This is a genomic window from Pseudomonas sp. 37 R 15 (assembly GCF_900004865.1).
GTDB classification, from domain to species: Bacteria; Pseudomonadota; Gammaproteobacteria; order Pseudomonadales; family Pseudomonadaceae; genus Aquipseudomonas; species Aquipseudomonas fluorescens_AM.
Genome location: NZ_CVTV01000023.1, coordinates 23,069 through 49,766, shown reverse-complemented (window position 1 = coordinate 49,766; position 26,698 = coordinate 23,069). Strand labels below are relative to the sequence as shown.

Here is a 26,698-nt window from a genome sequence, read left to right as displayed (position 1 = left end):
CATCAACCACGGGCCAGAACCTTGGCCAACGCCTCCAGGAAGCGGCTGTTCTCCGCCGGCAAACCGATGGTGACGCGCAGGTGGTTTGGCATGCCGTAATTGGCCACCGGGCGCACGATCACGCCTTCGCGCAGCAACCCCTGGAAGACCGGGGCGGCTACCTGTCCGAGGTCGACACAGATAAAGTTGCCCCTGGACGCAATCCAGCCCAGGCCCAACTCGCGAAAACCGTCCTGCAATTGCTGCATGCCGCGCTCGTTGAGGCGACGGCTTTCTTCCAGGTAATCGGCGTCATTCAATGCCGCGCAGGCCGCCGCCAGGGCCAGACTGTTGACGTTGAACGGTTGGCGCACGCGGTTGAGCACATCGGCGACTACCGCTGTGGACAAGCCATAGCCAACCCGCAGCGACGCCAGGCCGTAGGCCTTGGAGAACGTGCGCGACACCAGCAGGTTCGGATAGGCCGCCAGGAAGTCCAGGCCATCCGGCAGGTCGCTGCCTTCGGCGTACTCGATATAAGCCTCATCCAGCACCACGAGGACGTGCTCGGGCACGTCCTGCAGGAATTCGTTCAAGGCCTGCTCATCGAACCAGGTGCCCGTCGGGTTATTCGGGTTGGCGATAAACACCACGCGGGTTTGCGCATCGATGGCGGCCAACATCGCCGGCAAATCGTGCCCCCAGTCTTTTGCCGGGATAACCCGCGCATCGGCACCTACGGCCTGGGTGACGATCGGGTAGACCGCAAATGCATGCTCACTAAACACCGCATTCAGGCCCGGCGCCAGATAGGCCCGGCCGACCAGCTCGAGGATGTCGTTGGAGCCGTTGCCCAGGGTCACCTGATTGAGCTCTACCCGGCATTTTCCTGCCAGCAGGGACTTGAGGGCAAAGCCGTTGCCGTCGGGATAACGGGTCAGCTCAGCCAACTCATCGCGAATCGCCGCCAGCACTTTAGGGCCAGGACCCAGCGGGTTCTCGTTACTCGCCAACTTGACGATTTTGGACGGATCCAGATTCAACTCACGTGCCAACTCGTCCACAGGCTTGCCTGGGACGTAAGGCGAGAGTTGTTGCACGCCCGGCTGCGCCAGGGCGAGGAAGTTGCCACTCATGTCAAAGCCTCACAAAACCGCTTTCGGGTAAGAGCCCAGCACCTTGAGTGCCACGGCCTCCTGGCTGATTTTCTCCAGCACACCTTTGACCAGTGGGTCGCGGTGATGCCCGATGAAGTCGATAAAGAACACGTAGGTCCATTTACCGCTGCGCGAAGGACGCGTCTCGATGCGCGTCAGATCAATCCCGTTGTCGTGGAACGGCACCAGCAGCTCGTGCAGCGCGCCGGGTTTGTTGCTCATGGAGACGATAATCGAAGTCTTGTCGTCGCCGGTGGGCGGCACTTCCTGGCTACCGATCATCAGGAAACGCGTGGAGTTGTCCGGACGGTCCTCGATTTTCTCGGCCAGGCGCGTGAGCCCGTACAGGCCCGCCGCCATATCGCCAGCAATCGCTGCCGAGTTCCACTCGCCCTTGACCCGCTTGGCCGCCTCGGCATTGCTGGAGACTGCCACGCGCTCGACGTTCGGGTAATGCGCATCCAGCCACTTGCGGCACTGGGCCAGGGACTGGGCGTGGGAATAGATACGGCTGATGCTGTCGGTCTTGGTGTTTTCGCCCACCAACAGGTGATGGTGGATGCGCAGCTCAACCTCGCCACAGATCACCATGTCGTGTTCCAGGAAGCTGTCCAGCGTGTGGTTGACCGCGCCTTCGGTGGAGTTTTCCACCGGCACCACGCCAAAATTCACTGCGCCGGCCGCCACTTCGCGGAACACTTCGTCGATCGCAGCCATGGGCTTGCTGATCACGGCGTGGCCGAAATGCTTCATGGCCGCCGCTTGGGTGAAAGTGCCTTCCGGGCCGAGGTACGCTACTTTCAGCGGCTGTTCCAGCGCCAGGCACGAGGACATGATTTCACGGAACAACCGCGCCATCTCTTCGTTGCCCAGCGGGCCCTTGTTACGCTCCATCACGCGCTTGAGCACCTGGGCTTCTCGCTCGGGCCGGTAGAACACCGGCACTTCACCTTCCGCCAGGGACGCCATTTTCACCCGTGCCACTTCCTGGGCGCAGCGTGCGCGCTCGCTGATCAGCTCGAGAACTTTCTCGTCCAGGCTGTCGATGCGTACCCGCAGGGCCTTGAGTTCTTGCTCAGACATTAGCCGTGTTCCTTTTCGAACTCTGCCATGTAGGCAACCAGCGCGTTGATGGCGTGGATGTCGACAGCGTTGTAGATGGAGGCGCGCATGCCACCGACTGAACGGTGACCCTTGAGGTTCAGCAGGCCGCGCTCGTCGGCGCCGGCCAGGAACGGCTTGTCCAGGCGGTCGTCGGCCAGGCGAAATGGCACGTTCATCCATGAGCGATTGGCGAGGTTGATCGGGTTGCTGTACAAGCCGCTGGCGTCGATGAAGTCGTAGAGGGTGCGCTTCTTCACTTCGTTGAGCTTGCCCATGGCCGCCACGCCGCCCTGCTCCTTGAGCCATTCGAACACCAGGCCGGACAGGTACCAGGCGAATGCCGGCGGGGTGTTGTACATCGAGCCATTATCGGCCGCGACCTTGTAGTTGAGCATGGTCGGGCACAGCGAGCGGGCGCGGCCGAGCAGGTCTTCGCGGATGATGTTGACCAGAATACCGCTCGGGCCGATGTTTTTCTGCGCACCGGCGTAGATCATGCCGTACCGGGACACGTCGATCGGGCGCGAGAGGATGTCCGAGGACATGTCGCACACCAGCGGGACGTCGCCCACTTGCGGCACCCAGTCGAATTGCAGGCCGCCAATGGTTTCGTTGGCAACGTAGTGCACGTAGGCCGCATCCTTGGACAACTTCCATTCGTTCTGACCAGGAATGGCGAAGTAGTCATAAGGCTTGGCGGTGCCTGCCACGTTGACATGACCGTAGCGGGAGGCTTCTTCAATGGCCTTCTGACCCCAGATACCGGTGTCGATATAGTCAGCGGTGCCGCCTTCAGGCAGCAGGTTCAGCGCAATCTGGGCGAACTGCTGGCTCGCGCCGCCCTGCAGAAACAGCACTTTGTAGTGGGAGGGAATGTCCAGCAAGTCGCGCAGATCCTGCTCGGCCTTGGTGGCAATGGACACGAACTCATCGCTGCGATGGCTCATTTCCATCACGGAGAGGCCTTTTCCATGCCAGTCGAGGAGTTCAGCCTGCGCGCGCTGCAGGACTGCTTCAGGAAGCGCCGCGGGACCGGCACAGAAGTTATAGGCTCTCTTGCTCACATCCAATCTCTCTGATCTGGTGGGACTCAAATCACACACTGTAGGAACGAGGGAGACGCCCAGTTCTTGCTCGCGAAAAACCCGAGAGCGCAAGGGCGTATCAGGCAGCCCGCGTCATCGTTGGCGATTTTCGCGAGCAAGCTCGCTCCTACAGGGGGCGGCGTTATATTTCAAAGGGGACAAACAACAAGGGGGCGAATCTTCATCCGCCCCCTGTGTGTCCGCTTATTCCTGCGGTTCTTCTTCGTCTGCGGCAGCATCGAGGGTTGGCTCGTCGACGTTGTCATCGCCGGCTGCGATCACCTCGCCGTCGAACTCCTCATCTTCCAGCTCTTCGCCCTCAACTTCCGAAGGCTCCTGCACACGTTCCAGGCCGACCAGTTTTTCGTCCTTGGCCAGCTTGATCAGGGTCACGCCCTGGGTGTTACGGCCCAGGCTCGAGACTTCCGCCACGCGGGTACGTACCAGGGTGCCCTGGTCGGAAATCAGCATGATTTCCTCGCCATCGAGCACCTGGACTGCGCCGACCAGACGGCCGTTGCGGTCGTTGCTGACCATGGCGATCACACCTTGGCCGCCACGCTTGTACTCCGGGAACTCACTGATGGCGGTGCGCTTGCCGTAGCCGCGCTCGGAAGCGGTAAGGATCTGGCTGCCTTCCTCGGGAATCAACATAGAGATCAGCTTCTGCCCTTCCGGCAGGCGCATGCCGCGCACACCGCGGGCGGTACGGCCCATGGCGCGAACGTCGGATTCCTTGAAGCGCGTTACTTTACCGCCGTCGGAGAACAGCATGACTTCACGCTCGCCATCGGTGATCGCGGCGGAGATCAGCACGTCGCCTTCATCCAGCTCCAGGGCGATCAGGCCCACGCTGCGTTGACGGCTGAAGGATTCCAGCGGGGTCTTCTTCACGGTGCCCTTGGCGGTGGCCATGAAGATGAAGTGACCTTCGGTGTAGTCCTCGACCGGCAGCATGGTGGTGATGTATTCATCACTGTCCAGCGGCAGCAGGTTGACCAGTGGGCGACCACGGGCGGCACGGGAGGCTTCCGGGATTTCGTAGGTTTTCAGCCAGTACACCTTGCCCTTGCTGGAGAACAGCAGCAGCGTGGTGTGGCTGTTGGCGACCAGCAGGTGAGCGATGTAGTCCTCATCCTTGACGCCGGTAGCCGATTTACCTTTACCGCCACGACGCTGAGCCTGGTACGCAGCCAGCGGCTGGGTCTTGGCATAGCCACCGTGGGAGATGGTCACCACGCGCTCTTCTTCCGGGATCATGTCGCCCAGGGTCAGATCGAGGCGTGCATCGAGGATTTCGGTGCGGCGCACGTCGCCGTATTCGGCGCGGATCACTTCGAGTTCTTCGCGGATCACTTCCATCAGGCGTACGGCGCTGTTGAGGATGCGGATCAACTCGCCAATCTGGTTGAGGATCTCCTGGTACTCGGCCAGCAGCTTCTCGTGCTCCAGACCGGTCAGGCGGTGCAGGCGCAGTTCCAGGATGGCCTGGGCCTGTTCCGGCGACAGGAAATACTTGCCGTCACGCAGGCCGTATTGCGGGTCCAGGGTCTCGGGGCGGCAGGAGTCCGCGCCGGCGCGTTCAACCATGGCCACGACGGCGCTGGATTCCCACGGCATCTTGATCAGGGCTTCCTTGGCTTCCGACGGCGTCGGGGAGGCCTTGATCAGCGCGATCACCGGGTCGATGTTCGACAGCGCAACCGCCTGGCCTTCCAGGATGTGGCCGCGCTCGCGGGCCTTGCGCAGTTCGAATACGGTACGCCGGGTGACCACTTCGCGACGGTGACGTACGAAGGCTTCCAGCAGATCCTTGAGGTTCAGGATGCGTGGACGGCCATCGATCAGCGCAACCACGTTGATACCAAACACGCTTTGCAGCTGGGTCTGGGCGTAGAGGTTGTTGAGGATCACCTCGGGCACTTCGCCACGACGCAGCTCGATCACCACGCGCATACCGTCTTTGTCGGACTCGTCGCGCAGCTCGGTGATGCCTTCGAGCTTCTTCTCTTTAACCAGCTCGGCGATCTTCTCGATCAGGCGTGCTTTGTTCAGCTGGTACGGGAGTTCCGTGATGACGATCTGCTGGCGGCCACCGACCTTGTCGATGTCTTCGATGATCGAGCGGGCGCGCATGTAAATGCGGCCGCGACCGGTGCGGTAGGCTTCGATGATGCCGGCGCGACCGTTGATGATCGCGGCGGTCGGGAAGTCCGGGCCGGGGATGTATTGCATCAGCTCATCGACGGTCAGCTCGGGATTGTCGATGAGGGCCAGGCAACCATCGATGACTTCACCGAGGTTGTGCGGCGGGATGTTGGTGGCCATGCCCACGGCGATACCGCTGGAACCGTTGACCAGCAGGTTGGGAATACGGGTGGGCATGACGGCCGGGATCATTTCGGTGCCGTCGTAGTTCGGCACCCAGTCCACGGTTTCTTTATGCAGGTCGGCCAGCAACTCGTGCGCCAGCTTGGTCATGCGCACTTCGGTGTATCGCATGGCCGCGGCGTTGTCGCCGTCGACCGAACCGAAGTTGCCCTGGCCGTCTACCAGCAGGTAGCGCAGGGAAAACGGCTGGGCCATCCGAACGATGGTGTCGTACACCGCAGTGTCGCCGTGAGGGTGATACTTACCGATCACGTCACCGACAACACGGGCAGATTTCTTGTACGGCTTGTTCCAGTCGTTACCCAGCTCGCTCATCGCGAACAGCACACGCCGGTGCACGGGCTTCAAGCCGTCGCGCGCATCAGGCAGTGCCCGACCGACAATGACGCTCATCGCGTAGTCGAGGTAGGACTGTTTCAGCTCGTCTTCGATATTGACCGGGAGGATTTCTTTGGCCAGTTCGCCCATGAGAAGCCTGATTCCTTTTTCGGGTGAAACTTCGTTACATCCATTCGGGACGAACAAAGCTCGCCGCTGCCGGCACGGTGCCTGACAACGACTTACGACAAATCAACGAGTTATGACACGGATCTGCGCGTTATGGACCACCCCTCGGGGCAGCCCTGGAAACCGCCGGATGTTATCACAATCGCCGCCACGCACCTATCCCCCTGATGCGCATGGAGGCTAGTAATTTGATGAATGACAGGCTTGAGGGGGACGAGAGGGGCTCAGAGGTGGGGTGGTGCTGTTTTTTGAGGCTGGATCCGGGACTTTTATTGACTTTGAGGGCCAATCGGGGGCAAGCCCCCTCCCACATGTTGACCGTGTTCACCATTCAAGTGTGGGAGGGGGCTTGCCCCCGATAGCTATTTCACAGACACCACAGCCCTCAATGCAGCCGCTTACGGCACATCAACCTGGCCAGCTTGGCGGTATCCGGCCGCTCCACAACGCCTTTTTCAGTCACGATCACATCAATCAGATCAGCCGGCGTTACATCGAACACCGGATTAAAGGCCTGCGCCTCCAACCGCTGGCCATTGACCTCCAGCAACTCACCGACATCACGCTCTTCCAGGGCCACATCATCGCCGGTAGCCATCATCAGATCGAGGGTCGAACTCGGCGCCACCACCATGAAGCGTACGCCATGGTGCATGGCGCAAACGGCCAGTTGATAGGTACCGATCGTGCTGATCACATCGCCATTGGCCGCGATGCAGTCCGCGCCGACCACCACCCAGGTGACGCCTTTGGTCTTGAGGATATGCGCTCCGGCGGAATCGGCATTTACCGTGACCGGAATGCCGGCGCCGGCCAGTTCCCACGCGGTCAATCGCGAGCCTTGCAGCCACGGACGGGTTTCATTGGCATACACCTGCTCGACCAGGCCTTCCAGGAACGCCGCGTGAATCACCCCGAGCGCCGTGCCGACACCGCCGGTGGCCAAAGCGCCGGCGTTGCCATGGGTCAGGATCGCCTGGGCATTGCCCTGATGCTTGCGTATTCGCTCAAGGCCCAATTGGGCCATGACCACATTGGCTTCGCGGTCGCTTTCATGAATCGCAAGGGCTTCGGCTTCCAGCACCGCCAACGGGTCGGCGTGCTGCCTGAGACGGTCGAGGCGGTCGCGCATGCACTTCAATGCCCAGAACAGGTTGGATGCGGTGGGACGGGTATCGGCCAGCAATGCGTAGTCTTCTTCCCATGCCGCCTGCCAGTCGTCGCCTTCGGCAATGCGCTGGCGGGCAGCCAGCACCAGGCCGTAGGCCGCACTGATCCCGATGGCCGACGCGCCGCGCACCACCCTCGCGCGAATGGCGGCGACCACCTCGTCGACGGTCGAGCACGCCACCCAGCTTTCCCGGGCCGGCAACGCACGCTGATCGAGCAGGTGCAGCACGCCATCACGCCACTCGATGGCCTTCACCTTCTCCGCAGCCAACAGTCGGTCGCGCATCCCTTACCCCGTACTCATGAACAAAAGCCGCCGATTATAGCGATCCGCCAGCCGGGACGCTCGGGTATACTTCGCCCTTCTTTTATAGCTGCCCAGGAAGAAGCCTGCGATGACGCCCACTGCCGCCCCGCTCGACTTATTACTGCTGCCGACCTGGCTGGTACCCGTCGAACCCGCCGGCGTAGTGCTCAAGGAGCACGGCCTGGGTATCCGCGACGGCTGCATCGTGTTTATCGGGCCGCGGGCGGCGGCATTGAAGCTTGAGGCGAGCGAAGTGCGCGAACTGCCGGGCATGCTGCTCAGCCCGGGCCTGATCAACGCCCACGGACATGCGGCGATGAGCCTGTTTCGCGGCCTGGCCGATGACCTGCCGTTGATGACCTGGCTGGAAAAACACATTTGGCCCGCAGAAGCCAAGTGGGTCGATGAAGCCTTCGTGCGCGATGGCACTGACCTGGCCATCGCCGAGCAGCTCAAGGGCGGCATCACCTGCTTCTCCGATATGTATTTCTACCCCAAGGTCGCCAGCGATTGCGTGCACAACAGCGGCATGCGCGCGCAGATCGCCATTCCGATCCTGGACTTCCCGATCCCGGGCGCCAGCAACGCCGACGAGGCGATTCGCCAGGGCATCGAGCTGTTCGGCGACCTCAAGCATCATCCACGCATCAAGATCACCTTCGGCCCCCACGCGCCTTATACGGTCAACGATGACAACCTGGAAAAGATCCGGATCATCGCTGAAGAGCTGGACGCCGCGATCCATATGCACGTGCACGAAACCGCCTTCGAAGTGCAGCAAGCCGTGGAACAGACTGGCGAGCGGCCACTGGCCCGTCTGGGTCGCCTTGGCTTGCTGGGCCCGCGCTTCCAGGCCGTTCATATGACCCAAATCAGCGAGGATGACCTGGCTTTGCTGGTAGAAAGCAACACCAGTGTCATCCATTGCCCGGAATCGAACCTGAAACTGGCCAGCGGCTTCTGCCCGGTTGAACGCCTGTGGCAGGCTGGCGTCAATGTGGCTATAGGCACTGATGGCGCCGCCAGCAACAACGACCTCGACCTGTTGGGCGAAACCCGCACGGCCGCCATGCTGGCCAAGGCCGTCGCCGGTTCGGCCACCGCGCTGGATGCCCATCGCGCGTTGCGCATGGCAACCCTCAATGGCGCGCGGGCCATGGGCCTGGACAGCCAGATCGGTTCGCTGGAAGTTGGCAAGGCCGCAGATATCGTCGCCTTCGACCTTTCGGGGCTGGCGCAACAACCGATCTACGATCCGGTCTCACAGCTTATCTATGCGACCGGTCGCGACTGCGTGAAACACCTTTGGGTCGCCGGCAAGCAGTTGCTCGACGACCGACGATTGACCCGCATGGATGAAGCACAGTTGACCGCCACGGCCATTGCCTGGGGCCAACGCATCAGCGGGCACAGCGAATAAACCGATTTATCAGATTCAGAGGATTCACCATGAGCAACGTCGACCACGCCGAAATCGCCAAATTCGAAGCCCTGGCCCACCGCTGGTGGGACCGTGAGAGCGAGTTCAAGCCGCTGCACGACATCAACCCACTGCGGGTCAACTGGATTGACGAACGTGTCAACCTGGCCGGCAAAAAAGTGCTGGACGTCGGTTGCGGCGGTGGCATCCTCAGTGAAGCCATGGCCCAGCGCGGCGCCACCGTCATGGGCATCGACATGGGTGAAGCACCGCTGGCCGTGGCCCAGCTGCACCAGCTGGAGTCCGGCGTAAGCGTGGAATACCGCCAGATCACCGCCGAAGCCCTGGCCGAGGAAATGCCCGAGCAATTCGATGTGGTCACGTGCCTTGAAATGCTCGAACACGTGCCGGACCCGTCTTCGGTGATCCGCGCCTGCTTTCGTATGGTCAAGCCCGGCGGCCAGGTGTTCTTCTCCACCATCAACCGCAACCCCAAGGCTTATCTGTTCGCGATTATCGGCGCCGAATACATCATGAAGCTGCTGCCACGCGGCACCCATGACTTCAAGAAATTCATCCGTCCGTCCGAGCTGGGCGCGTGGAGCCGCCAGGCCGGGCTGACCGTCAAGGACATCATCGGCCTGACCTACAACCCGCTGACCAAGCACTACAAGCTGGCCAACGACGTTGACGTCAACTACATGATCCAGACCCTGCGCGAGGAGTAAGCCTGTGAAGTTGCGAGCGGTTCTCTTCGACATGGACGGTACCCTGCTGGACACCGCGCCGGACTTTATCGCCATCTGCCAGGCCATGCGCGCCGACCGTGGCCTGCCGCCGGTCAACGACCAGCACATCCGCGATGAAATCTCCGGTGGCGCGAAAGCGATGGTCGCCGTGACCTTCTCGATGGACCCGGAGTCGCCAGGTTTCGAAGCGTTGCGCCAGGAGTTCCTCGAGCGCTACCTCAAGGATTGCGCGGTGCACAGCAAATTGTTCGACGGTATGGCCGAACTGCTGGAAGACATCGAGAAAGCCAAGCTGATCTGGGGCGTGGTCACCAACAAGCCGCTGCGCTTTGCCGAGCCGATCATGCAGCAATTGGGCCTGGCCGAACGCTCGGCCGTGCTGATCTGCCCGGACCACGTGAAGAACAGCAAGCCGGACCCGGAGCCGATGATCCTGGCGTGCAAGATGCTCGACCTCGACCCGGCCAGCGTGTTGTTCGTGGGCGATGATTTGCGTGATATCGAATCCGGTCGCGATGCCGGTACGCGCACGGCGGCGGTCACCTACGGCTACATCCACCCGGACGACAACCCTCGTCACTGGGGGGCGGATGTGGTGGTGGATCACCCGCTGGAACTGCGCAAGGTGCTGGATAACGCGGTGTGCAGTTGCTGATTTAACTGATCGATGAAGATCCAATGTGGGAGGGGGCTTGCCCCCGATTGCAGTGTGTCAGTCACTGCATTTGTTGACTGATCCACCGCTATCGGGGGCAAGCCCCCTCCCACAGGGGATCTTCGGCATTTTCGAATTTGAGGTTATTTATGTTTGATTATTCTGCCCCTCCAGAACTGCTCAACGGCCGGGTCATCCTGGTCACCGGCGCCGGTCGCGGAATCGGCGCGGCCGCGGCGAAAACCTACGCCGCCCACGGCGCCACCGTGCTGCTGCTGGGCAAGACCGAAGCCAACCTGGCCCAGGTGTATGACGAGATCGAAGCCGCCGGCCAGCCGCAACCGGTGGTGATCCCGTTCAACCTGGAGACCGCCCTGCCCCATCAATACGATGAGTTGGCAGCGATGATCGAAAAGGCATTCGGCCACCTCGACGGCCTGCTGCACAACGCCTCGATCATCGGACCGCGCACACCCATCGAGCAATTGTCCGGCGAGAACTTCATGCGGGTGATGCACGTCAACGTCAACGCGATGTTCATGCTGACCAGCACCTTGCTGCCGTTGCTCAAGCTGTCCCGGGATGCGTCGGTGGTGTTCACCTCCAGCAGCGTCGGGCGCAAGGGCCGGGCGTATTGGGGCGCTTATGGTGTGTCGAAGTTTGCCACCGAAGGCTTGATGCAAACCCTGGCCGACGAACTGGAAGACGTAGCCGCCGTGCGCGCCAACAGCATCAACCCGGGCGGTACGCGCACCAGCATGCGGGCCCAGGCCTACCCAGGGGAAAACCCGATGGAAAGACCGGCGCCGGAAGAAATCATGCCGGTGTACCTGTACCTGATGGGGCCGGACAGTGCGGGCATCAATGGGCAGGCATTTGACGCGCAGTAACCCCTGACAAGACCTGGATCAAATGTGGGAGGGGGCAAGCCCCCTCCCACATTTTGTATTGCGGTGTTCTGTAGACCTTAGTTTTTCACCACTTCCTCGAGCGTGAAGCGGCCCAGCGGGTTCTGCAGGAAGTTGCTCACATTCTTGCGTGAGATATTGATGTACGGGCTGTAATACAGATCGATCCAGTTCACATCCTGTTTCGCCAGTTTCTGCAATTCCACGTACATCTGCTCACGCTTGGCCGGGTCGGCCTCGATGCGCGCTTGCGCCACCAGTGCCTTGACCTTGTCGTTCTGGTAACGGGTCATGTAGTTCTGGTTGGTGTCGTGGCCCAGCACGAAGGTGGTCTTCTGGTCCGGGTCGAGGATGTCGTTGGTCCAGTACATCACCGAAATATCGTACTCACCGTCCACCAGCATCTGCCAGCTCTGGGTCGGGTCGACCTTTTGCAGGTTGGCGGTGACGCCGACCTTGGCCAGTTGATCCTTGATGATCACCGCAATCTGCTCGTCCGCTTCATTGCCGGCGTTGACCACGTAGTTGAGCTTCAAGTCCTTGGCGCCGGCCTGCTCCAGCAGCTTCTTGGCGGCAGTCGGGTCGTACGGGCGCTGCAGGTTATTGGCGTAGTGATAAAGCGAGCCTTTCGGGATGTAGGAATAGGCCACGGTGCCTTGACCGTAAGTGGCGGTCTTCACCAGCGATTGTTTGTCGATGGCCATGTCCAGCGCTTCACGCACCTCTGGCTTGGCCAGCAGGCCGTGAGCGTGGTTGATCAGCAGGTGGTCTTCGCGGGTGGACGGGTCGGCATGGACCACCACGTTCGGGTCTTTTTTCAGCTCCTCAACGCGGGAGAAGGGTACGAAGATCGCCGTGTCCAGCTCGTTGTTCTGCACCATGCGCATGCGTGTGTTGTCGTCGGTGACCGACACCCACTCCACACCGTCCAGGCTGACGTTGCTGGCCTGCCAGAAGTTCGGGTTCTTCTTCAGGATCACGCGGTCGCCCTTGCGCCACTCGTCCACGGTGAAGGCGCCGGACGTCACCGGGTTTTCCGAGTAGGCGTCTTCGCCCATTGTCGTCATGGCTTTTTCCGACAGGATCGACACCGTTGGCGACGCCAATTGCGAGAGAAACGCTACCGCCGGCGTTTTCAGGGTAACCACCAGCGTTTTCGCATCGCTGGCCTTGGCGGTGTCGATCAGGCTGAACGGGTCGCTCCACAGCGATGCCTTGTTATCACGGATGCGCAACAGGCTGAACGCCGCGTCGCCAGCGGTGATCGGCGAGCCGTCGGAGAACTTCGCGTCGCGCAACTTGAAGGTGTAGGTCAGGCCGTCCTTGGAAATCTCCCAGCTTTGCGCCAGGCCCGGTTGCATTTTGGTGCCCAGGTTATCCACCCGCACCAGGGTGTCGTAGACGTTGGCAAAAACCCAGGTATCGCGGTTCTGCGCGCTTTTGATCGGGTCAAAGGTGGTGCTGTCTTCACGGCAACCGATGGTCAGTACACCGGCAGCCTGGGCCAGGCCGGCAGTGAGGGACCAGGCGGTCAGCGTGGCGGCGGCGAGCAATTTCAGATGGCGCGATTGCATGTCATAACTCCTTGTTCATGATGGGCAGGAAGGGTCAAAGGGTGTTCAAGCACGCAACTGTACCGATGCTCATGCAGTGAATGGGTGGGCGGCAACACTACGGAACACCTGGCCTGGGCATAGCGGCAACGCGGGTGAAACGCGCAACCTGTGGGCAAATTCAGCGGGCTTGGTGGTTCGCCGGGCAACGGCTGCGCAGGCAACGGATGATGGGGGTCAATCTGCGGAATTGCCTCGATCAACGCCGCCGTATAAGGATGGCGCGGCGCAGTGAACACCGCTTCCACCGGCCCCTCCTCGACGATCTTGCCCAGGTACATCACCGCCACGCGGTCGCACAGGCGACGCACGATGGCCAGGTCATGGGCGATAAACAGGATCGCCAGGTTCATGCGCTGTTGCAGTTCCAGCAGCAGATTGATGATCTGGCCCTGGATCGACACGTCCAGCGCCGCCACGCATTCGTCGGCGATGATCAGGCGCGGCTCCACCGCCAGCGCCCGGGCGATCCCCACGCGCTGGCACTGGCCGCCACTGAGGGAGCCGGGTTTGCGCGAGGCCAGTTCAGGGCGCAGGCCAACCAGCTCAAGCAGTTCATCGACACGGGCGCGGATGTTGTGCGGCGCGACCTTGCGCTGCACCCGCAACACTTCGGCAAGGGTCTCGCCGACGGTGTGACGCGGGTTCAGGGCGGCATAGGGGTCCTGGAAGATCATCGCGGTCTCCTGGCGCAACCGTGCAATATCGATAGCACTGCCCTGAGCCATGTCGACACCCTCAAACAGCACCTGCCCGGCGCTGATCGGGTTGAGGTGCAAAATCGCCCGGCCCAGCGTGCTTTTACCGCTGCCGGACTCGCCCACCAGCCCGAGGGTTTCACCGGCGGCCAGATTCAGCGACACCCCGTTCACCGCCCTCACCCACTGCTTGCTCAACCCGAACAGGCCACTGCCGGATGCGGTAAAGCGGACCTCCAGGTCCTTGATCTGCAACAGGCTCATGGGCGCCCTCCCAAGGGATAGTGACAGGCAACCCGTGCGCCTTCCGGCAACAGTTCGGTACACAGGGCGCCGACCTGCGGGCAACGGGGGTTGAAGCGGCAACCGTCAGGCAATGCGTCGAGCAGCGGCGGCTGGCCAGGGATGGTGCGCAACAACGCATGGCCGCTGCTGTGGGCCGGCTGACAATCGATCAGGCCGGCAGTGTACGGGTGCCGTGGCTGGGCCAGCAGTTCGTATTTGCTGGCGTGTTCGCACAGGCGCCCGGCGTACATCACCGCGATGGAGTCGCAGCTTTGCGCCACCACGCCGAGGTCGTGGGTGATCATGATGATCGACAGGCCACGCCTGTCGCGAAGGTCGAGCAACAAGCGCAGGATTTGCGCCTGCACCGTCACATCCAGGGCCGTGGTGGGTTCGTCGGCGATCAGCACCTTCGGGTTGCACCCCAGGGCTACTGCAATCATCGCGCGCTGGCGCATGCCGCCGGAAAACTCATGGGGATAGTTGTCGACACGGGCTTTCGGGTCGGGAATACCCACTTGGCGCAGCACGTCGATGGCTTGCAGGCGCGCGTCTTTTTTCGAGGCGCCTTGATGCAGGCGGATGCCCTCGGCGATCTGCTCGCCGATACGCATCAACGGGTCCAGGTGACTGCTGGGGTTCTGGAAGATCATGCCCAACTGCCCGCCACGCACGGCGCGCATGCCGGCTTCATCCAGGCGCAACAGGTCCTGGCCGGCCAGGTGTACCGTGCCGCCCTGTACGCGCAGGTTGGGCGATGGCAACAGGCGCATCAGGCCGCGACACGCCAGGGTCTTGCCCGAACCGCTTTCACCGACCAACCCCAGGATTTCGCCCTCGGCCAGGTCAAAGGACACGCGGTCGACCAGGGTCAGCGCGTGCCCGGCGTTATCGGCAATCACGCTGAGATCGCGCACTTGCAGCAGGCTCATGAGCGATCCCCCAGGACGTGCGCCACACCATCGGCCAGCAGGCTGAAGCCCATGGCCAGGGTCACGATGGCCACGCCCGGAAAGGTGCAAATCCACCAGGCGGTGGTGATAAAGGCCTGGCCCTCGGCGACCATCGTGCCCCATTCGGCGGTCGGTGGCTGCACGCCCAGGCCCAGGTAGCTCACCGCAGCGCCGTTGAGCAGCACCAGCACCGCGTCGGACATGGAAAACACGATCGAGCCAAACAGCGCATTGGGCAGCAAATGCCGGAACAGAATGCGCCCATGACCAAACCCCAGGCTCTTGGCGGCCAGGGCAAAGTCGCTCTCCTTGAGCACCAGGATCTGTGAACGGATCAACCGCGCATACGACACCCAGCCCACCAACGCCATGGCGATGTAAAAGCTCTGCAGTCCAGGCCCGAGAATGGCCATGATCGCCAGCATCAACACCAGAAACGGGAACGCCAGGACCACGTCGATCACGCGCATGCACACACTGTCCAGGCGCCCGCCGATATAACCGGAGACCGCACCGATGAAGGTGCCGATCATGAACGGAAAGATCACCCCGACAATCGCCAGTTGCAGGTCGATGCGCGCGCCCCAGATCACCCGCGACAGCACATCGCGGCCGTAGTTATCGGTACCGAACAGGTGCGCAGCGCCGGGCGCCAGCAGGCTCATATCGGTGTTCTGCGCAATCGGGTCGTAGGGCGCGATCCACGGCGCGAACAGCGCCAGGATCAACCACGTGAGCAGTATCAACAGGCCCCACGCAGCGGTCAGCCGGCCGTTGCGAAAACCCAGGCGCAGGCGCAGACGCCAGGGCGCTATCAATGGGCGGCTATTCATTGCATTTTCACCCGTGGGTCGAGCGCCACCGTGACCACGTCGGCGATGAAGTTGACCACCACCGTCGCGCACGCCAGCACCATCGCCACGCCCTGTACCACCATGTAGTCGCGGGTAAAAATACCGCGCACCAGCAACTGGCCGATGCCGGGAATGGCGAACAGGCTTTCGATGACCACCGTGCCGCTGATCAGCCAGCCGATATTCACAGCCAGCAGGTTGACGGCCGGCACCAGCGAGTTGGGCACGACATGGCGGCGGAACACGGCGGCTTCCGACAGCCCCCGCGCCCGTGCAGCGGTGACATGATCAGCCTGCAGTTCCACCAACATGCTCGCGCGCAAATTACGCACCAGCACTGCCGACAGCGCCAGGGCAATGGTCAGACACGGCAGGACCATATGGTGGGCCTTGTCCAGCCAGGTGCGACCGTAACCGGACACCGGAAACAGGCCCCACTGCACGCTCAGCAACAGGATCAGCATCAGGCCCAGCCAGAACGCCGGCATGCCCAGGCCGACCGTGGTGAATATACGGATCAGGTTGTCTGGCCAGCCGCCTTTATTGCGCGCCGCCAGTGTCGCCAGCGGTACCGCGATCAACAGCGCCAGCAACACACTGCCGAGCACAAGCACCAGCGTCGGCTCAATGCGCGTGACGATCAGCTTGAGGGCGTCGACCTTGTACAGCAGCGATTGGCCGAGGTCGCCCTTGAGCAGGTTCTTCAGGAAGTAGAAATATTGCAGCCACAACGGCTCATCGAGGCCGTACTGGGCGCGGATTTTCAGCAACGCGTCCGGCGTGCTGCGCGAACCCAGCAGCGCGCGCGCCGGATCGCCCGGGATCGAGCGCACCAGCACAAAGGTGATCAGGCTGATGCCCACCAGCACCGGCAACAATTGCAGGGGCCGGGACAGTACGAAGCGGTAACGCGCCAGGTTCATTCGTCAGCCTCGGTGACGGGCGAGAAAGTCCAGCAGCACCGGAAAGTACGCCTGGGGTTCTTCGTAGAACGGCATATGGCTGCTGTTGGGAAATACATGCAGTTCGGCGTGCGGGGCCGCCATCTTCATGCGCATGGCACAGGCCGGCGTGAGTTCGTCGTGCTGGCCGGTGGTGATCAATATCGGCATCTTGAACGTGGCCATTTCAGGAATGCGGTTCCAGTCCTTGAGGTTGCCGATATAGAGGAATTCGTTTGGGCCTTGCATGGTTTCGTAAGGCCCCATGTTCCAATCGCCGAGGGAGCGTTTGACCGGCTCCGGCCATTCGTCCAGCCGGCAGACGTGGCGATAGTTGAGCAAGGTGATCGCGGCTTGATATTGCGGGTGATCGAGCGTGCCCGTGGCTTCATGGCGCTGCATCATGGCCACGGTTTCGCTGCCAAGGGCGCCGCGCAGGCGTTCAAGTTCCCGTGACAGGTGGGGAATATCGCCAACCGTGTTTTCCAGAATCAAGCTTTTCAGCGCATCGGGGTAATGGATGGCGTACTCGATGCCCAGCCAACCGCCCCAGGAATGCCCGAGCAGATGCACAGGGCCCAGGCCCAGTGCCTGGCGCACGGTCTCGACTTCTTCGACATAACGGCGGATTTCCCACAGGGAAACGTCGTTCGGTCTGGCTGATGCGCCCGTGCCAAGCTGGTCGAATGCAACCACTCGCAGGTTATGCTCTTTGAGCCAGCCATGGGCGTCGCGCAAATAGTCACACGGCAGGCCCGGCCCGCCGTTGAGGCACAGCACCACCTCATCGCCTTCGCCAAAGCTGTAGACCACGAGATTATGGCCGTCGACTTGCACGTTGTACTGCTGGTCGGGGGCAATTTCACGCCACATGCATACATTCCTTGTGTTGTATCGGCCTGGCAGGTAGTGGCCGTTTGTCACGTCAACACTACCGAGGATGCCGCGCGTCCATAACCTAGCGTTTCTTATAGGTTTGGCCTGGCAGTCCTTCGCCGGGGCGTGGCATTCTACTTGCAGCAAGTCGAGATTCAAATGAATTCGGGAGCAGAACGGATGCTGGCCAGGCTAACTGCCTTCAATAGTCGTCTGATGCCGGGCAGGAGCCTGGACGAGCAGATAGACAACACATTTATCCTCGCCCAACAATTGGGCTTCGATGCGCTGGTGTACGACTACACGCCGGTGCCCATCGACCTCAATGGTGCGCTGATCACGCCCTCGGTGCTGCAACTGCGCAACACACCGACCGACTGGCACGCCTTGTGGTGCAGCGAAGGGTTCTACCAGATTGATCCGGTGCAACACCTGGCCTTGCGCAGCGTATCGCCGTTTGTCTGGTCGTATGAGGCAAAAGCCGAGACTGCACTGCAAACGATCATCGACCCCTGCCATGCACCCGTTTGTTCCTACCTGCACGAACAACAGTTGACCTGCGGCGTCAGCGTGCCGATCCACCTGCCCCGCGGTGGCTTCGCCTCATTGACCGGGCTGCGCACCGGCAAGGCGAGCACGGTATTGAAAGATGCGCAGCACACCTTGTCGGACTTCAGCGTGATCGGCCACGCGTTACAGGAGGCGGCTTATCCTTTGTTCAACAAAGCGTTGCGCACCTACCCGCATATCCATCTGACCAAACGCGAGCGCGAGTGCCTCAAATGGGCGGCCGAGGGCTTGACCGCGGCCGAGATCGCCACGCAATTGACCCGCTCGCTGGCGGTAGTGACCCTGCACCTGGCGTCGGCCATGCACAAATTGGGCGCCAAGAACCGCGTGCAGGCGGTGGTGCGCGCTACGCACTACCGGTTGCTGGACGATTGACCCTTACGCAAAACCTAGCTGTTTTGCTAGTTACCTAAACGTCGCGTGCAGACTATCGTAGCCCTGATCCTTTTTTCAGAGCAGGGTACGAAATGGAATTCATCGACAAAGTCCGCGAAGGCTACGCCCCCTTCGGCGCCTATCAGACGTGGTATCGCATCACCGGTGAGCTGGCCACAGGCCGCACACCGCTGGTGATCATCCATGGCGGCCCCGGCTGCACCCACGATTACGTCGACGCGTTCAAGGACGTTGCCGCCAGCGGCCATGCGGTGATTCACTACGACCAGCTGGGCAACGGTCGCTCAACGCATCTGCCGGAAAAACCGGCATCGTTCTGGACCGTCGACCTGTTCCTCAATGAGTTGAACAACCTGCTCGACCACCTGCACATCAGCGACAACTACGCGATCCTCGGGCAATCCTGGGGCGGCATGCTCGGCAGCGAACATGCGATTCTGCAGCCCAAGGGCCTGCGTGCCTTTATCCCGGCCAACTCACCGACGTGCATGCGCACCTGGGTCAGCGAGGCCAATCGACTGCGCAAGCTGTTGCCCGAAGGTGTGCATGAAACCTTGCTCAAGCATGAAGCCGCCGGAACCTACCAGGACCCGGAATACCAGGCCGCCTCGCGGATCTTCTACGACCAGCATGTGTGCCGGGTCAACCCGTGGCCGGAAGAAGTCGCACGCACCTTCGCCCAGGTCGATGCCGACCCGACGGTGTACCACGCCATGAGCGGCCCGACGGAGTTCCATGTGATCGGCAGCTTGAAGGACTGGAACGTGATCGGTCGCTTGCCTGCGATCAACGTGCCGACCCTGGTGATCTCCGGTCGGCACGACGAGGCCACGCCGTTGGTGGTCAAGCCTTTCCTGGACGAAATCCCGGACGTGCGCTGGGCGCTGTTCGAAGACTCCAGCCACATGCCCCACGTAGAAGAACGCCAGGCATGCATGGGGACCGTGGTGAAGTTCTTGGATGAAGTATGTTCAGTACGGCACGCAGCACTCAAAGCCAGTTGATTTCCAATGTGGGAGGGGGCAAGCCCCCTCCCACATTTAGACCTTGCTGGTTTCAGCCTTCACTGTTCTCTTCGGCATATCCGCCACCAGTGGAATCTCCTTGCCCTCGGCATCGAACAGTTTGCCACCCCGGTAGTAATCGCCATCGCGCAACGCCGCCACGTCGCGAAAGCACAAACTGCGCTCCGTCCCCGCCACGAATACCGACTGCTGGTCAGAGTTACCGGCGGTGAAGTGGTTGAACGTCAGGTTGAGCAAGATCGCCATGATCGCCGACGAGCTGATGCCCGAATGGAAAATGGTCGCGAACCAGTTGGGAAATTGGTCGTAGAAGCTGGGCGCGGCGATGGGAATCATGCCGAAACCGATACTCGTGGCGACGATGATCAGGTTCATGTTGTTGCGGTAATCCACCTTGGACAAGGTGCGAATACCGCTGGCCGCCACCGTGCCGAACAACACAATGCCGGCGCCGCCGAGCACCGAGGTAGGCACGGCGGCAATCACCCGGCCCATGAACGGCAGCAGGCCAAGCACCACCAGGAACACCCCGCCGGTTGCCACCACAAAACGGCTCTTCACCCCGGTAACCGCCACCAGGCCGACGTTCTGGGCGAACGCACTCTGCGTGAATGAACCGAAGATCGGCGCGAACATGCTCGACAGCATGTCGGCGCGCAGGCCGTTGCCGAGGCGTTTGGAGTCGACCTTGGTGTCGATGATCTCACCCACTGCCAGAATGTCCGCCGAGGTTTCCACCAGGGTGACCATCACCACGATGCACATGGAAATGATCGCTGCCACATGAAAGGTCGGCATGCCGAAATGGAACGGCGTGGGAAAGCCGAACATGGGCCCCTGGGTCACGCCGGAGAAGTCGGCCATGCCCAGGAACACCGCGATTACCGTGCCGATTACCATCGCCAGCAGAATCGACAGGCGCGAGATGGCTGCGCTGCCGATTTTGCTCAGCAGCAACACCAGCACCAGCGTCAGTGCAGCCAGGCCGATATTCGACATGCTGCCGAAGTCCGCCGCGCGGCTATTACCGCCCATGGCCCAGCGCGCCGCCACGGGCATCAGGGTCAGGCCGATGGTGGTGATTACGATACCGGTCACCAGCGGCGGGAAAAACTGGGTAATGCGCGAGAACACCGGGGTGATCAACAAACCGATGAACGACGCGGCCATCACCGCGCCGAGAATCGCCGGCACGCCCCCTGCCCCGTCGCTGCCGACGATCGCCACCATGGTCGCCACACCGGCGAACGACACGCCCTGCACCAGCGGCAACTGGCACCCGAAGAATGGCAGGCCAAGGGTTTGCAGCAACGTGGCCAAGCCACCGGCAAACAACGACGCGGCGATCAACAGGCCGATATCCGCTGGCGACAACCCGGCCGCCTGGCCGACGATCAACGGTACGGCAACGATGCCGCCATACATGGTGAGCACATGCTGCAGGCCGTAAGCCATGTTGGCGGCGACGCCCAGATTTTCATCTTCGGGCCGCTGCGGTGACGCCTTCGGGATAGTCATGGTGAGGGGATCTCTGTTTTTGTTGTGCGCTCACTGTATGCAATGTTAAGACTGTATGTCCATAGAGTTGTATACAATCATTCAGACAAGATACCCTGCCGCGGCGTTACAAAAACAATCCGGCCGTCACGAGCCAGAACGCCAAAGGACCCAACAGAATGAAAAAGGCATTGCAAGGCGCAACCGTCGCATTGACCCTCTTCGGCGGCGGGGAGGCTGTCGCAGTGGAATGGATGAACAACAGCGTAGGTTTTCGCTACGGCCAACACTTCACCAACCCGAACAACCCCGACGACTTCAGCAAGCGCATCTACAGCTTCACCCACGCCAGCGGCTACCGATACGGCAGCAATTTTCTGAATCTCGATGTGTTCCTGTCCGACAGCAAGGACCCACGCAAGGGCACCGACCGCGGTGGCAGCGAGGTGTACGCGGTGTACCGCCATCAGCTCTACGCTTCACGGGTATTGGCTATGCCGCAGGGTACCGGGCTGATCAAGGATTACGCACTGACACTGGGCTTCGATGCGAACCGCAACAACAACTTCGCCAGCGCGAAAAAACGCGCTCTGGTCATCGGCCCTACGTTGAAATGGGGCACCGTCGGTGTGCTGGACCTGAGCCTGATGTACTACAAGGAAAAGAACCACACCGGGATTCCCGGCGCCAGGGAATCGAACCACACCTTCGACGACACCTACATGCTCAACCTGACCTGGATGCGCCCGTTCGAGATCGCCAGCCATGCGGCTAAATTCCAGGGATTCATCAATTACGTGGGGGAGAAAGGCGAGGACTATCATGGCCGCGATACCGCGCCGGAAGCCCTGATGCGCACCGCATTGATGGTGGCGGTGCGGCCGGGCAAGAGCGTCAAGCCGAACCTGTATCTCGGCGTGGGCTATGAATACTGGCATAACAAGTTCGGCGTGGACGGCGGTCGGGGCAGCCGTACATCAACGCCGACGCTGAACATGGAAGTGACGTTCTAGCTGAAGAAACTCAATCCAAATGTGGGAGGGGGCTTGCCCCCTCCCACATTTTCGACCGCATTGTCACTTCAGATCAGTTGCCAGCTCAGAGCACTGCGCCTTCGGCCGCGCCAACCAGTAACCCAACACCGCCAACGGCGCGGTCGCCAGCATCACCATCACCGTGATCAACAACGGTTGCTCGATCATTGACGACACCAACAAGCTGGCCAGGAAGCAAAGGCCCAGTTGCAGAGTGTTTTGCAGTGCCGCCGCCTTGCCGGAGTTTTCCGAAAACGGCATCAGCGCATTCGCCACCACGATCGGGTAGCTGGCCCCGTTGCACAGCGCCATCAGGCAGAACGGAATCAGCAAGGTGGTGAGGGTCGGCACTGTCAGGGTTGCAACCAGGTACAACGCCACCATGCTCAGGCAATAGAAAGCAAGCAACCACGGAAGCAAGGTCTTGCCCGGCAAGCGCTGCAAGGCGCTGCGGCAACTGTAGCCGCCGACAAGAAAGGCCAGGGTCGGCACCACGTAACTGAGGCCGATGTCACTCGGGCTGTAGCCCATGCCACCGAGGATGAACGGCGAAGCGGTCAGCCAGGCAAAGAAACTGGCGGAGCAGGCGGCAAATATCATGACGTTGCCAGTAAATACCCGTGAAGTGAACAGCTGTGCATAGCCCAGGCGCACGGGTTGGTGCGTCTGACGCTTCGGCGCGCTGCGCAGGAACACCGTCGGCAACAGCAGGAGCAGCGACACCCCCAGCAACACGCCAAAAATCGCCTGCCAGCCAAAATGATTCAACACCATCGCGCCCAACAACGGCGCCAACGCCGGCGACAGCGACATCAGCGGCATGATGCTGGCGAACACGCGGTGAGCCTTGTCCGCCGGGTAGCGATCAATCACCAGGGCCTGCCAACTCACCGCCGCAGAGCACACGCCGATCGCCTGCATAAAGCGCAATGCCCAAAGCTGCGGCGCGGTCTGCACCCAGAACATGCCCAGGCACCCCAGCACAAACAGGCTCAACCCCATGAGCAGGACCGGCTTGCGCCCGAGCCGGTCGGACAATGGCCCCCACAGCAGCTGCCCGAGCGCAAAACCGGCAAGGAAAATGCTCAAGCTGGCGCCCACGGCCCCGGCGCCAATCTGCAACTGCTCGCCCATGGCGCCAAACGCCGGCAAATACATGTCCATGGCGAGATAACCGAGCATGCTCAGCCCCGCCAGATACCAAGTGAAACCAAATGAGTTTTTCATTGAAGCCTTGTAGAACCTGCCATCAAACTATTTGCTGACTGGCGCCCATTATGAAGCTGGTAGTTTTCCTGTGAAGCGATAATAATTGGACAGTCTGATCAATAATTTTGAAGGCAGCTGCCATGTGGTCCGAATATTCCCTGGATGTGGTCGATGCCGTCGCACGCCACGGCAGTTTCAGCGCCGCCGCCCAGGAACTGCATCGCGTGCCGTCGGCCATCAGCTATACGGTGCGTCAGTTGGAAGAGTGGCTGGCGGTGCCGCTGTTTGTACGACGCCACCGTGACGTGGAGCTGACGCCCGCCGGCCGCCTGTTTATCGACGAAGCCCGCGGGGTAATGAAAAAAATGCTCGGCACCCGGCGCCTGTGCCAGCAAGTGGCCAATGGCTGGAGCGGTCAGCTGAAGGTGGCGGTGGATTCCATCGTCAAGCCGCAACGCTGTCGGCAACTGGTGCTGGACTTCTATCGACAGTTCCCCGAAGTGGAATTACTGCTGGAGTACGAGGTGTACAACGGTGTGTGGGATGCGCTGGCGGACGAGCGCACCGACATTGTGATCGGCGCCACCAGCGCGGTGCCGGTGGCCAGCCACTTCAGCTTTCGTGACATGGGCTTGTTGAACTGGCTGTGTGTGGTCAGCGCCAAGCATCCCCTGGCAACGGTCAGCGGCCTGCTCAGTGACGATCAACTGCGCCCCTTTGCCTCCCTGTGCATGACCGACACCTCGCGCAACCTGCCCAAACGGGACACTTGGACCCTGGACAACCAGCGCCGCCTGGTGGTGCCCAACTGGTCCTCGGCGCTCGATTGCCTGCGCGATGGTTTGTGCGTCGGCATGGCCCCGGCGCACCAGGTGCTGCCGTGGATCGAGCGCGGCGAACTGGTGGCGCTGCAACTGCACCGCCCCTTCCCGGCCAGCCCATCCTGCGTGGCCTGGGCACAGAACAAACTGTCCCCGGCCATGGCGTGGTTGCTGGAGTACCTGGGGGATACCGAGACCCTGAACCAGGAGTGGTTGAATGGAATCTGAAAAGCAGCGCAGAACTCTCTGGGAGGGGGCAAGCCCCCTCCCACATTTGGCTGCATTTCAAGCCAGCAGTCGGGTGATGGCTCGTACGATCATCTCCACTTCCTTGCTGTGCAACGTCAGCGGCGGCAACAGGCGAATGATCTTGCCCCGCGTGACGTTGATCAACAGCCCGTGCTCCTGGGCGGCACGTTGGGCAAGGTCGCGATAAGGGCTGGCCAGTTCAATCCCGATCATCAAGCCTTTGCCACGAATCGCCCGCACTTGCGGGTGCCCATCGAGTTCCATGCGCAAGCGATCGAGCAAGCGCTCGCCCTGCCGCGCAGCGTTGTGCAACAGCCCCTGCTCTTCGATGATGTCCAGCACCGTGCAGCCGACGCGGCACGCCAGCGGGTTGCCACCGAACGTACTGCCATGGCTGCCTGGCGTGAACAGTTCGGCGACGCCGGCGCGGGCCAGGCAGGCGCCGATCGGTATACCGTTGCCGAGCCCTTTGGCCAGGGTCATCACGTCGGGGACAATGCCCTCGTGCTGAAAGGCGAACCAGGCACCGGTACGGCCAATGCCGGTTTGTATTTCATCAAGCATCATCAGCCAGCCGTGACGCGTGCAATGATCACGCAGGGCTTTCAGGTAGCCGGGCGGTGCCGGTAACACACCGCTTTCGCCCTGGATCGGCTCCAGCAGCACGGCGGCGATGCGCGTACCCAACTGTTGGGTGATGCGCTTCAATGCGTCCAGATCACCAAAACCCACCTTCAGAAAATCCCCCGGCAGACGTTGAAATCCAAGGCGCACTGATGGCCCGTCACTGGCCGCCATGGTGCCCAGCGTGCGCCCGTGGAAAGCGTTCTCCATCACCACCACCAAGGGCTGCTCAATGCCTTTTTTCCAGCCATGCAGGCGTGCCAGTTTCAGCGCTGCTTCATTGGCTTCAGCGCCTGAATTGTTGAAGAACGCGCGGTCAAGCCCGGACAGTTGGGTCAGGCGCAGGGCCAGACGCTGTTGCCAGTCAATGCTGTAGAGGTTGGAGGTGTGCAACAGCAGGCCGGCCTGCTCGCTGATGGCCGTTACCAGCCGGGGATGGGAATGGCCGACATTGGTCACGGCCACGCCCGCGACCGCGTCCAGGTACTCGCGACCTTGTTGGTCCCACAGACGCGTGCCCAAACCGCGTGTGAAACTCAGGGCCAAGGGTTGATAGGTACTCATCAGGCAGGCGGCAGTCATGGGGCGGGCTCCAGTGCATCGTTGTGGTGTTTGAGTATCGTTAGCCACCACAGCTGGATAAACTGCGAATTCCTACAATTACTTTAAACCAGGACTTGATAATGGATCTGTTCCAGGCCATGTCGGTGTATGTGAAAGTCGTCGAGACCGGCAGCATGACCGCCGCCGCGCACGAGTGCGGGATGTCGACGACCATGGTCGGTAACCATCTGCGTGCGCTGGAGCACCGACTGGGCGTCAGTTTGCTCAAACGCACCACTCGCAAACAGAGCCTTACGGAATTTGGCGGGCAGTATTATCAGCGCTGCCTGGAAGTGCTGGGGCTGGTGGCCGACTCCGAGCTACTGGCGGAGCAGATTCACAGCGAAGCGCCCAAAGGCAGCCTGCGTATCACCGCGCCGCCCGTGTTCGGCACCGAACGTCTCGTGCCGGCCTTGAGCGAGTTTTCCCAGCGCTACCCGCTGATCAACCTGTATGTGGTGTTGAGCAATGAGCGGATGGACCTGGTCGACAGCGGCTTCGATGTGGCGATCCGCCTCGGCGAACTGGAAACCTCCAGCCTGATCGCCAGACCCCTGCAGGCCTACACCCTCACCCTCTGCGCGTCCCCTGCGTACCTGGCGCGGCGTGGCACGCCGCAGACTCCGGCTGACCTGCAGCATCACGACTGCCTGGCTTTCGCCTACCCTGCGACCGACAACTGGCGCGACACCGACAAACTGTGGCGCATGACGGGGGACGAAGGCGAGGTAGAGGTTCCGGTGGCCGGCTCATTGACCATCAACAGCTCCCAAGGCTTGCGTCAGGCGGCGGTAAACGGCATGGGCATCATCATGCTGGCTGATGCCCTGGTGCAACCGGACCTGGAGAGCGGCAAGCTGGTTGCCTTGCTGACCGGTTATAACCTCCCCAGCCGCCCCATGCACCTGCTGTATCGCCAAGACCGTTATCGCCTGCCCAAGCTGCGGGCCTTGGTCGATTTTGTCATGGAGAAGTGGGCGCGCTAGGAGGCGCAGCAGAAGGCAGGCACGAGTAGGAT

The 26,698-nt window shown here is 61.4% G+C and carries 23 protein-coding genes; 9 read left to right on the top strand and 14 right to left on the bottom strand.

Going from position 1 to position 26,698, the window contains the following annotated elements; all coding sequences use genetic code 11:
- Positions 1 to 2: 2 nt before the first annotated feature.
- The 5 genes from hisC to mtnA form a co-directional block, all read right to left on the bottom strand.
- Entirely contained in the window at positions 3 to 1,115 is a 1,113-nt protein-coding gene (gene hisC / locus BFQ04_RS07855) for a histidinol-phosphate transaminase (RefSeq protein ID WP_065950324.1), read from the bottom strand.
- 9 nt (positions 1,116 to 1,124) lie between these two features.
- Positions 1,125 to 2,219: a prephenate dehydratase gene (gene pheA / locus BFQ04_RS07850; protein WP_003172650.1), complete on the bottom strand. Its 1,095-nt coding sequence runs from the start codon at positions 2,217 to 2,219 to the stop codon at positions 1,125 to 1,127.
- Positions 2,219 to 3,304: a 3-phosphoserine/phosphohydroxythreonine transaminase gene (gene serC / locus BFQ04_RS07845; RefSeq protein ID WP_065950323.1), complete on the bottom strand. Its 1,086-nt coding sequence runs from the start codon at positions 3,302 to 3,304 to the stop codon at positions 2,219 to 2,221. Before serC ends, pheA begins: the two co-directional genes overlap by 1 nt.
- Before the next feature lie 225 nt (positions 3,305 to 3,529).
- Positions 3,530 to 6,184 (bottom strand): DNA gyrase subunit A, encoded by a 2,655-nt coding sequence (gyrA, locus tag BFQ04_RS07840; protein ID WP_065950322.1) that lies wholly within the window; start codon positions 6,182 to 6,184, stop codon positions 3,530 to 3,532.
- Positions 6,185 to 6,608: 424 nt separating this feature from the next.
- Positions 6,609 to 7,679 (bottom strand): S-methyl-5-thioribose-1-phosphate isomerase, encoded by a 1,071-nt coding sequence (gene mtnA / locus BFQ04_RS07835; RefSeq protein ID WP_065950321.1) that lies wholly within the window; start codon positions 7,677 to 7,679, stop codon positions 6,609 to 6,611.
- A 109-nt stretch (positions 7,680 to 7,788) separates the two neighbouring features.
- On the opposite strand from mtnA, the gene BFQ04_RS07830 reads away from it, so the two are divergent.
- The 4 genes from BFQ04_RS07830 to BFQ04_RS07815 all read left to right on the top strand — a co-directional run bounded on the left by BFQ04_RS07830 (position 7,789) and on the right by BFQ04_RS07815 (position 11,414).
- Complete coding sequence (locus BFQ04_RS07830) at positions 7,789 to 9,120, top strand: TRZ/ATZ family hydrolase (RefSeq protein WP_065933007.1); 1,332 nt, start codon at positions 7,789 to 7,791, stop codon at positions 9,118 to 9,120.
- A 29-nt stretch (positions 9,121 to 9,149) separates the two neighbouring features.
- Positions 9,150 to 9,848, top strand: a complete 699-nt coding sequence (gene ubiG, locus BFQ04_RS07825) for a bifunctional 2-polyprenyl-6-hydroxyphenol methylase/3-demethylubiquinol 3-O-methyltransferase UbiG (RefSeq protein WP_003189760.1) — start codon at positions 9,150 to 9,152, stop codon at positions 9,846 to 9,848.
- A 4-nt stretch (positions 9,849 to 9,852) separates the two neighbouring features.
- On the top strand, positions 9,853 to 10,524 hold the full coding sequence (mupP, locus tag BFQ04_RS07820) for an N-acetylmuramic acid 6-phosphate phosphatase MupP (RefSeq protein WP_065950320.1): 672 nt from the start codon (positions 9,853 to 9,855) through the stop codon (positions 10,522 to 10,524).
- Positions 10,525 to 10,673: 149 nt separating this feature from the next.
- A complete protein-coding gene (locus BFQ04_RS07815; RefSeq protein WP_065950319.1) occupies positions 10,674 to 11,414 on the top strand; it encodes a YciK family oxidoreductase in 741 nt (246 codons plus the stop codon).
- Positions 11,415 to 11,491: 77 nt separating this feature from the next.
- Here the strand turns inward: BFQ04_RS07815 and BFQ04_RS07810 are convergent, their stop codons facing one another.
- The 6 genes from BFQ04_RS07810 to BFQ04_RS07785 are packed head-to-tail and all read right to left on the bottom strand — an operon-like array spanning position 11,492 to position 17,649.
- Positions 11,492 to 13,006, bottom strand: coding sequence for an ABC transporter substrate-binding protein (locus BFQ04_RS07810; protein WP_065950318.1), 1,515 nt, complete (start codon positions 13,004 to 13,006; stop codon positions 11,492 to 11,494).
- Positions 12,988 to 14,007, bottom strand: a complete 1,020-nt coding sequence (locus BFQ04_RS07805; protein ID WP_065950317.1) for an ABC transporter ATP-binding protein — start codon at positions 14,005 to 14,007, stop codon at positions 12,988 to 12,990. Before BFQ04_RS07805 ends, BFQ04_RS07810 begins: the two co-directional genes overlap by 19 nt.
- Positions 14,004 to 14,960 carry an ABC transporter ATP-binding protein gene (locus BFQ04_RS07800; protein ID WP_065950316.1) on the bottom strand — a complete coding sequence of 319 codons (957 nt, stop codon included), beginning with the start codon at positions 14,958 to 14,960 and terminating at the stop codon, positions 14,004 to 14,006. Before BFQ04_RS07800 ends, BFQ04_RS07805 begins: the two co-directional genes overlap by 4 nt.
- Positions 14,957 to 15,814: an ABC transporter permease gene (locus tag BFQ04_RS07795; protein WP_065950315.1), complete on the bottom strand. Its 858-nt coding sequence runs from the start codon at positions 15,812 to 15,814 to the stop codon at positions 14,957 to 14,959. Before BFQ04_RS07795 ends, BFQ04_RS07800 begins: the two co-directional genes overlap by 4 nt.
- A complete protein-coding gene (locus tag BFQ04_RS07790) occupies positions 15,811 to 16,758 on the bottom strand; it encodes an ABC transporter permease (RefSeq protein ID WP_065950314.1) in 948 nt (315 codons plus the stop codon). Before BFQ04_RS07790 ends, BFQ04_RS07795 begins: the two co-directional genes overlap by 4 nt.
- Positions 16,759 to 16,761: 3 nt before the next feature.
- Positions 16,762 to 17,649: a proline iminopeptidase-family hydrolase gene (locus BFQ04_RS07785; protein ID WP_065950313.1), complete on the bottom strand. Its 888-nt coding sequence runs from the start codon at positions 17,647 to 17,649 to the stop codon at positions 16,762 to 16,764.
- 183 nt (positions 17,650 to 17,832) lie between these two features.
- On the opposite strand from BFQ04_RS07785, the gene BFQ04_RS07780 reads away from it, so the two are divergent.
- Both BFQ04_RS07780 and BFQ04_RS07775 read left to right on the top strand, forming a co-directional pair.
- Positions 17,833 to 18,597: a LuxR family transcriptional regulator gene (locus BFQ04_RS07780; protein ID WP_065950312.1), complete on the top strand. Its 765-nt coding sequence runs from the start codon at positions 17,833 to 17,835 to the stop codon at positions 18,595 to 18,597.
- Between the two features lie 92 nt (positions 18,598 to 18,689).
- Entirely contained in the window at positions 18,690 to 19,622 is a 933-nt protein-coding gene (locus BFQ04_RS07775) for a proline iminopeptidase-family hydrolase (protein WP_065950311.1), read from the top strand.
- Positions 19,623 to 19,658: 36 nt separating this feature from the next.
- Here the strand turns inward: BFQ04_RS07775 and BFQ04_RS07770 are convergent, their stop codons facing one another.
- Complete coding sequence (locus tag BFQ04_RS07770; protein WP_065950310.1) at positions 19,659 to 21,161, bottom strand: nucleobase:cation symporter-2 family protein; 1,503 nt, start codon at positions 21,159 to 21,161, stop codon at positions 19,659 to 19,661.
- A gap of 158 nt (positions 21,162 to 21,319) precedes the next feature.
- On the opposite strand from BFQ04_RS07770, the gene BFQ04_RS07765 reads away from it, so the two are divergent.
- Positions 21,320 to 22,153, top strand: a complete 834-nt coding sequence (locus tag BFQ04_RS07765; RefSeq protein WP_065950309.1) for a nucleoside-binding protein — start codon at positions 21,320 to 21,322, stop codon at positions 22,151 to 22,153.
- A gap of 63 nt (positions 22,154 to 22,216) precedes the next feature.
- On the opposite strand, the gene punC is transcribed toward BFQ04_RS07765, so the two are convergent.
- A complete protein-coding gene (punC, locus tag BFQ04_RS07760; protein ID WP_065950308.1) occupies positions 22,217 to 23,401 on the bottom strand; it encodes a purine nucleoside transporter PunC in 1,185 nt (394 codons plus the stop codon).
- 122 nt (positions 23,402 to 23,523) lie between these two features.
- Between punC and punR the strand changes: the two genes are divergently transcribed.
- Positions 23,524 to 24,432 carry a DNA-binding transcriptional activator PunR gene (punR, locus tag BFQ04_RS07755; RefSeq protein WP_065950307.1) on the top strand — a complete coding sequence of 303 codons (909 nt, stop codon included), beginning with the start codon at positions 23,524 to 23,526 and terminating at the stop codon, positions 24,430 to 24,432.
- A gap of 57 nt (positions 24,433 to 24,489) precedes the next feature.
- On the opposite strand, the gene BFQ04_RS07750 is transcribed toward punR, so the two are convergent.
- A complete protein-coding gene (locus tag BFQ04_RS07750; RefSeq protein ID WP_065950306.1) occupies positions 24,490 to 25,659 on the bottom strand; it encodes an aspartate aminotransferase family protein in 1,170 nt (389 codons plus the stop codon).
- A gap of 101 nt (positions 25,660 to 25,760) precedes the next feature.
- Between BFQ04_RS07750 and BFQ04_RS07745 the strand changes: the two genes are divergently transcribed.
- Positions 25,761 to 26,666 (top strand): LysR family transcriptional regulator, encoded by a 906-nt coding sequence (locus BFQ04_RS07745; protein ID WP_065950305.1) that lies wholly within the window; start codon positions 25,761 to 25,763, stop codon positions 26,664 to 26,666.
- The last annotated feature ends 32 nt before the right edge of the window (positions 26,667 to 26,698 follow it).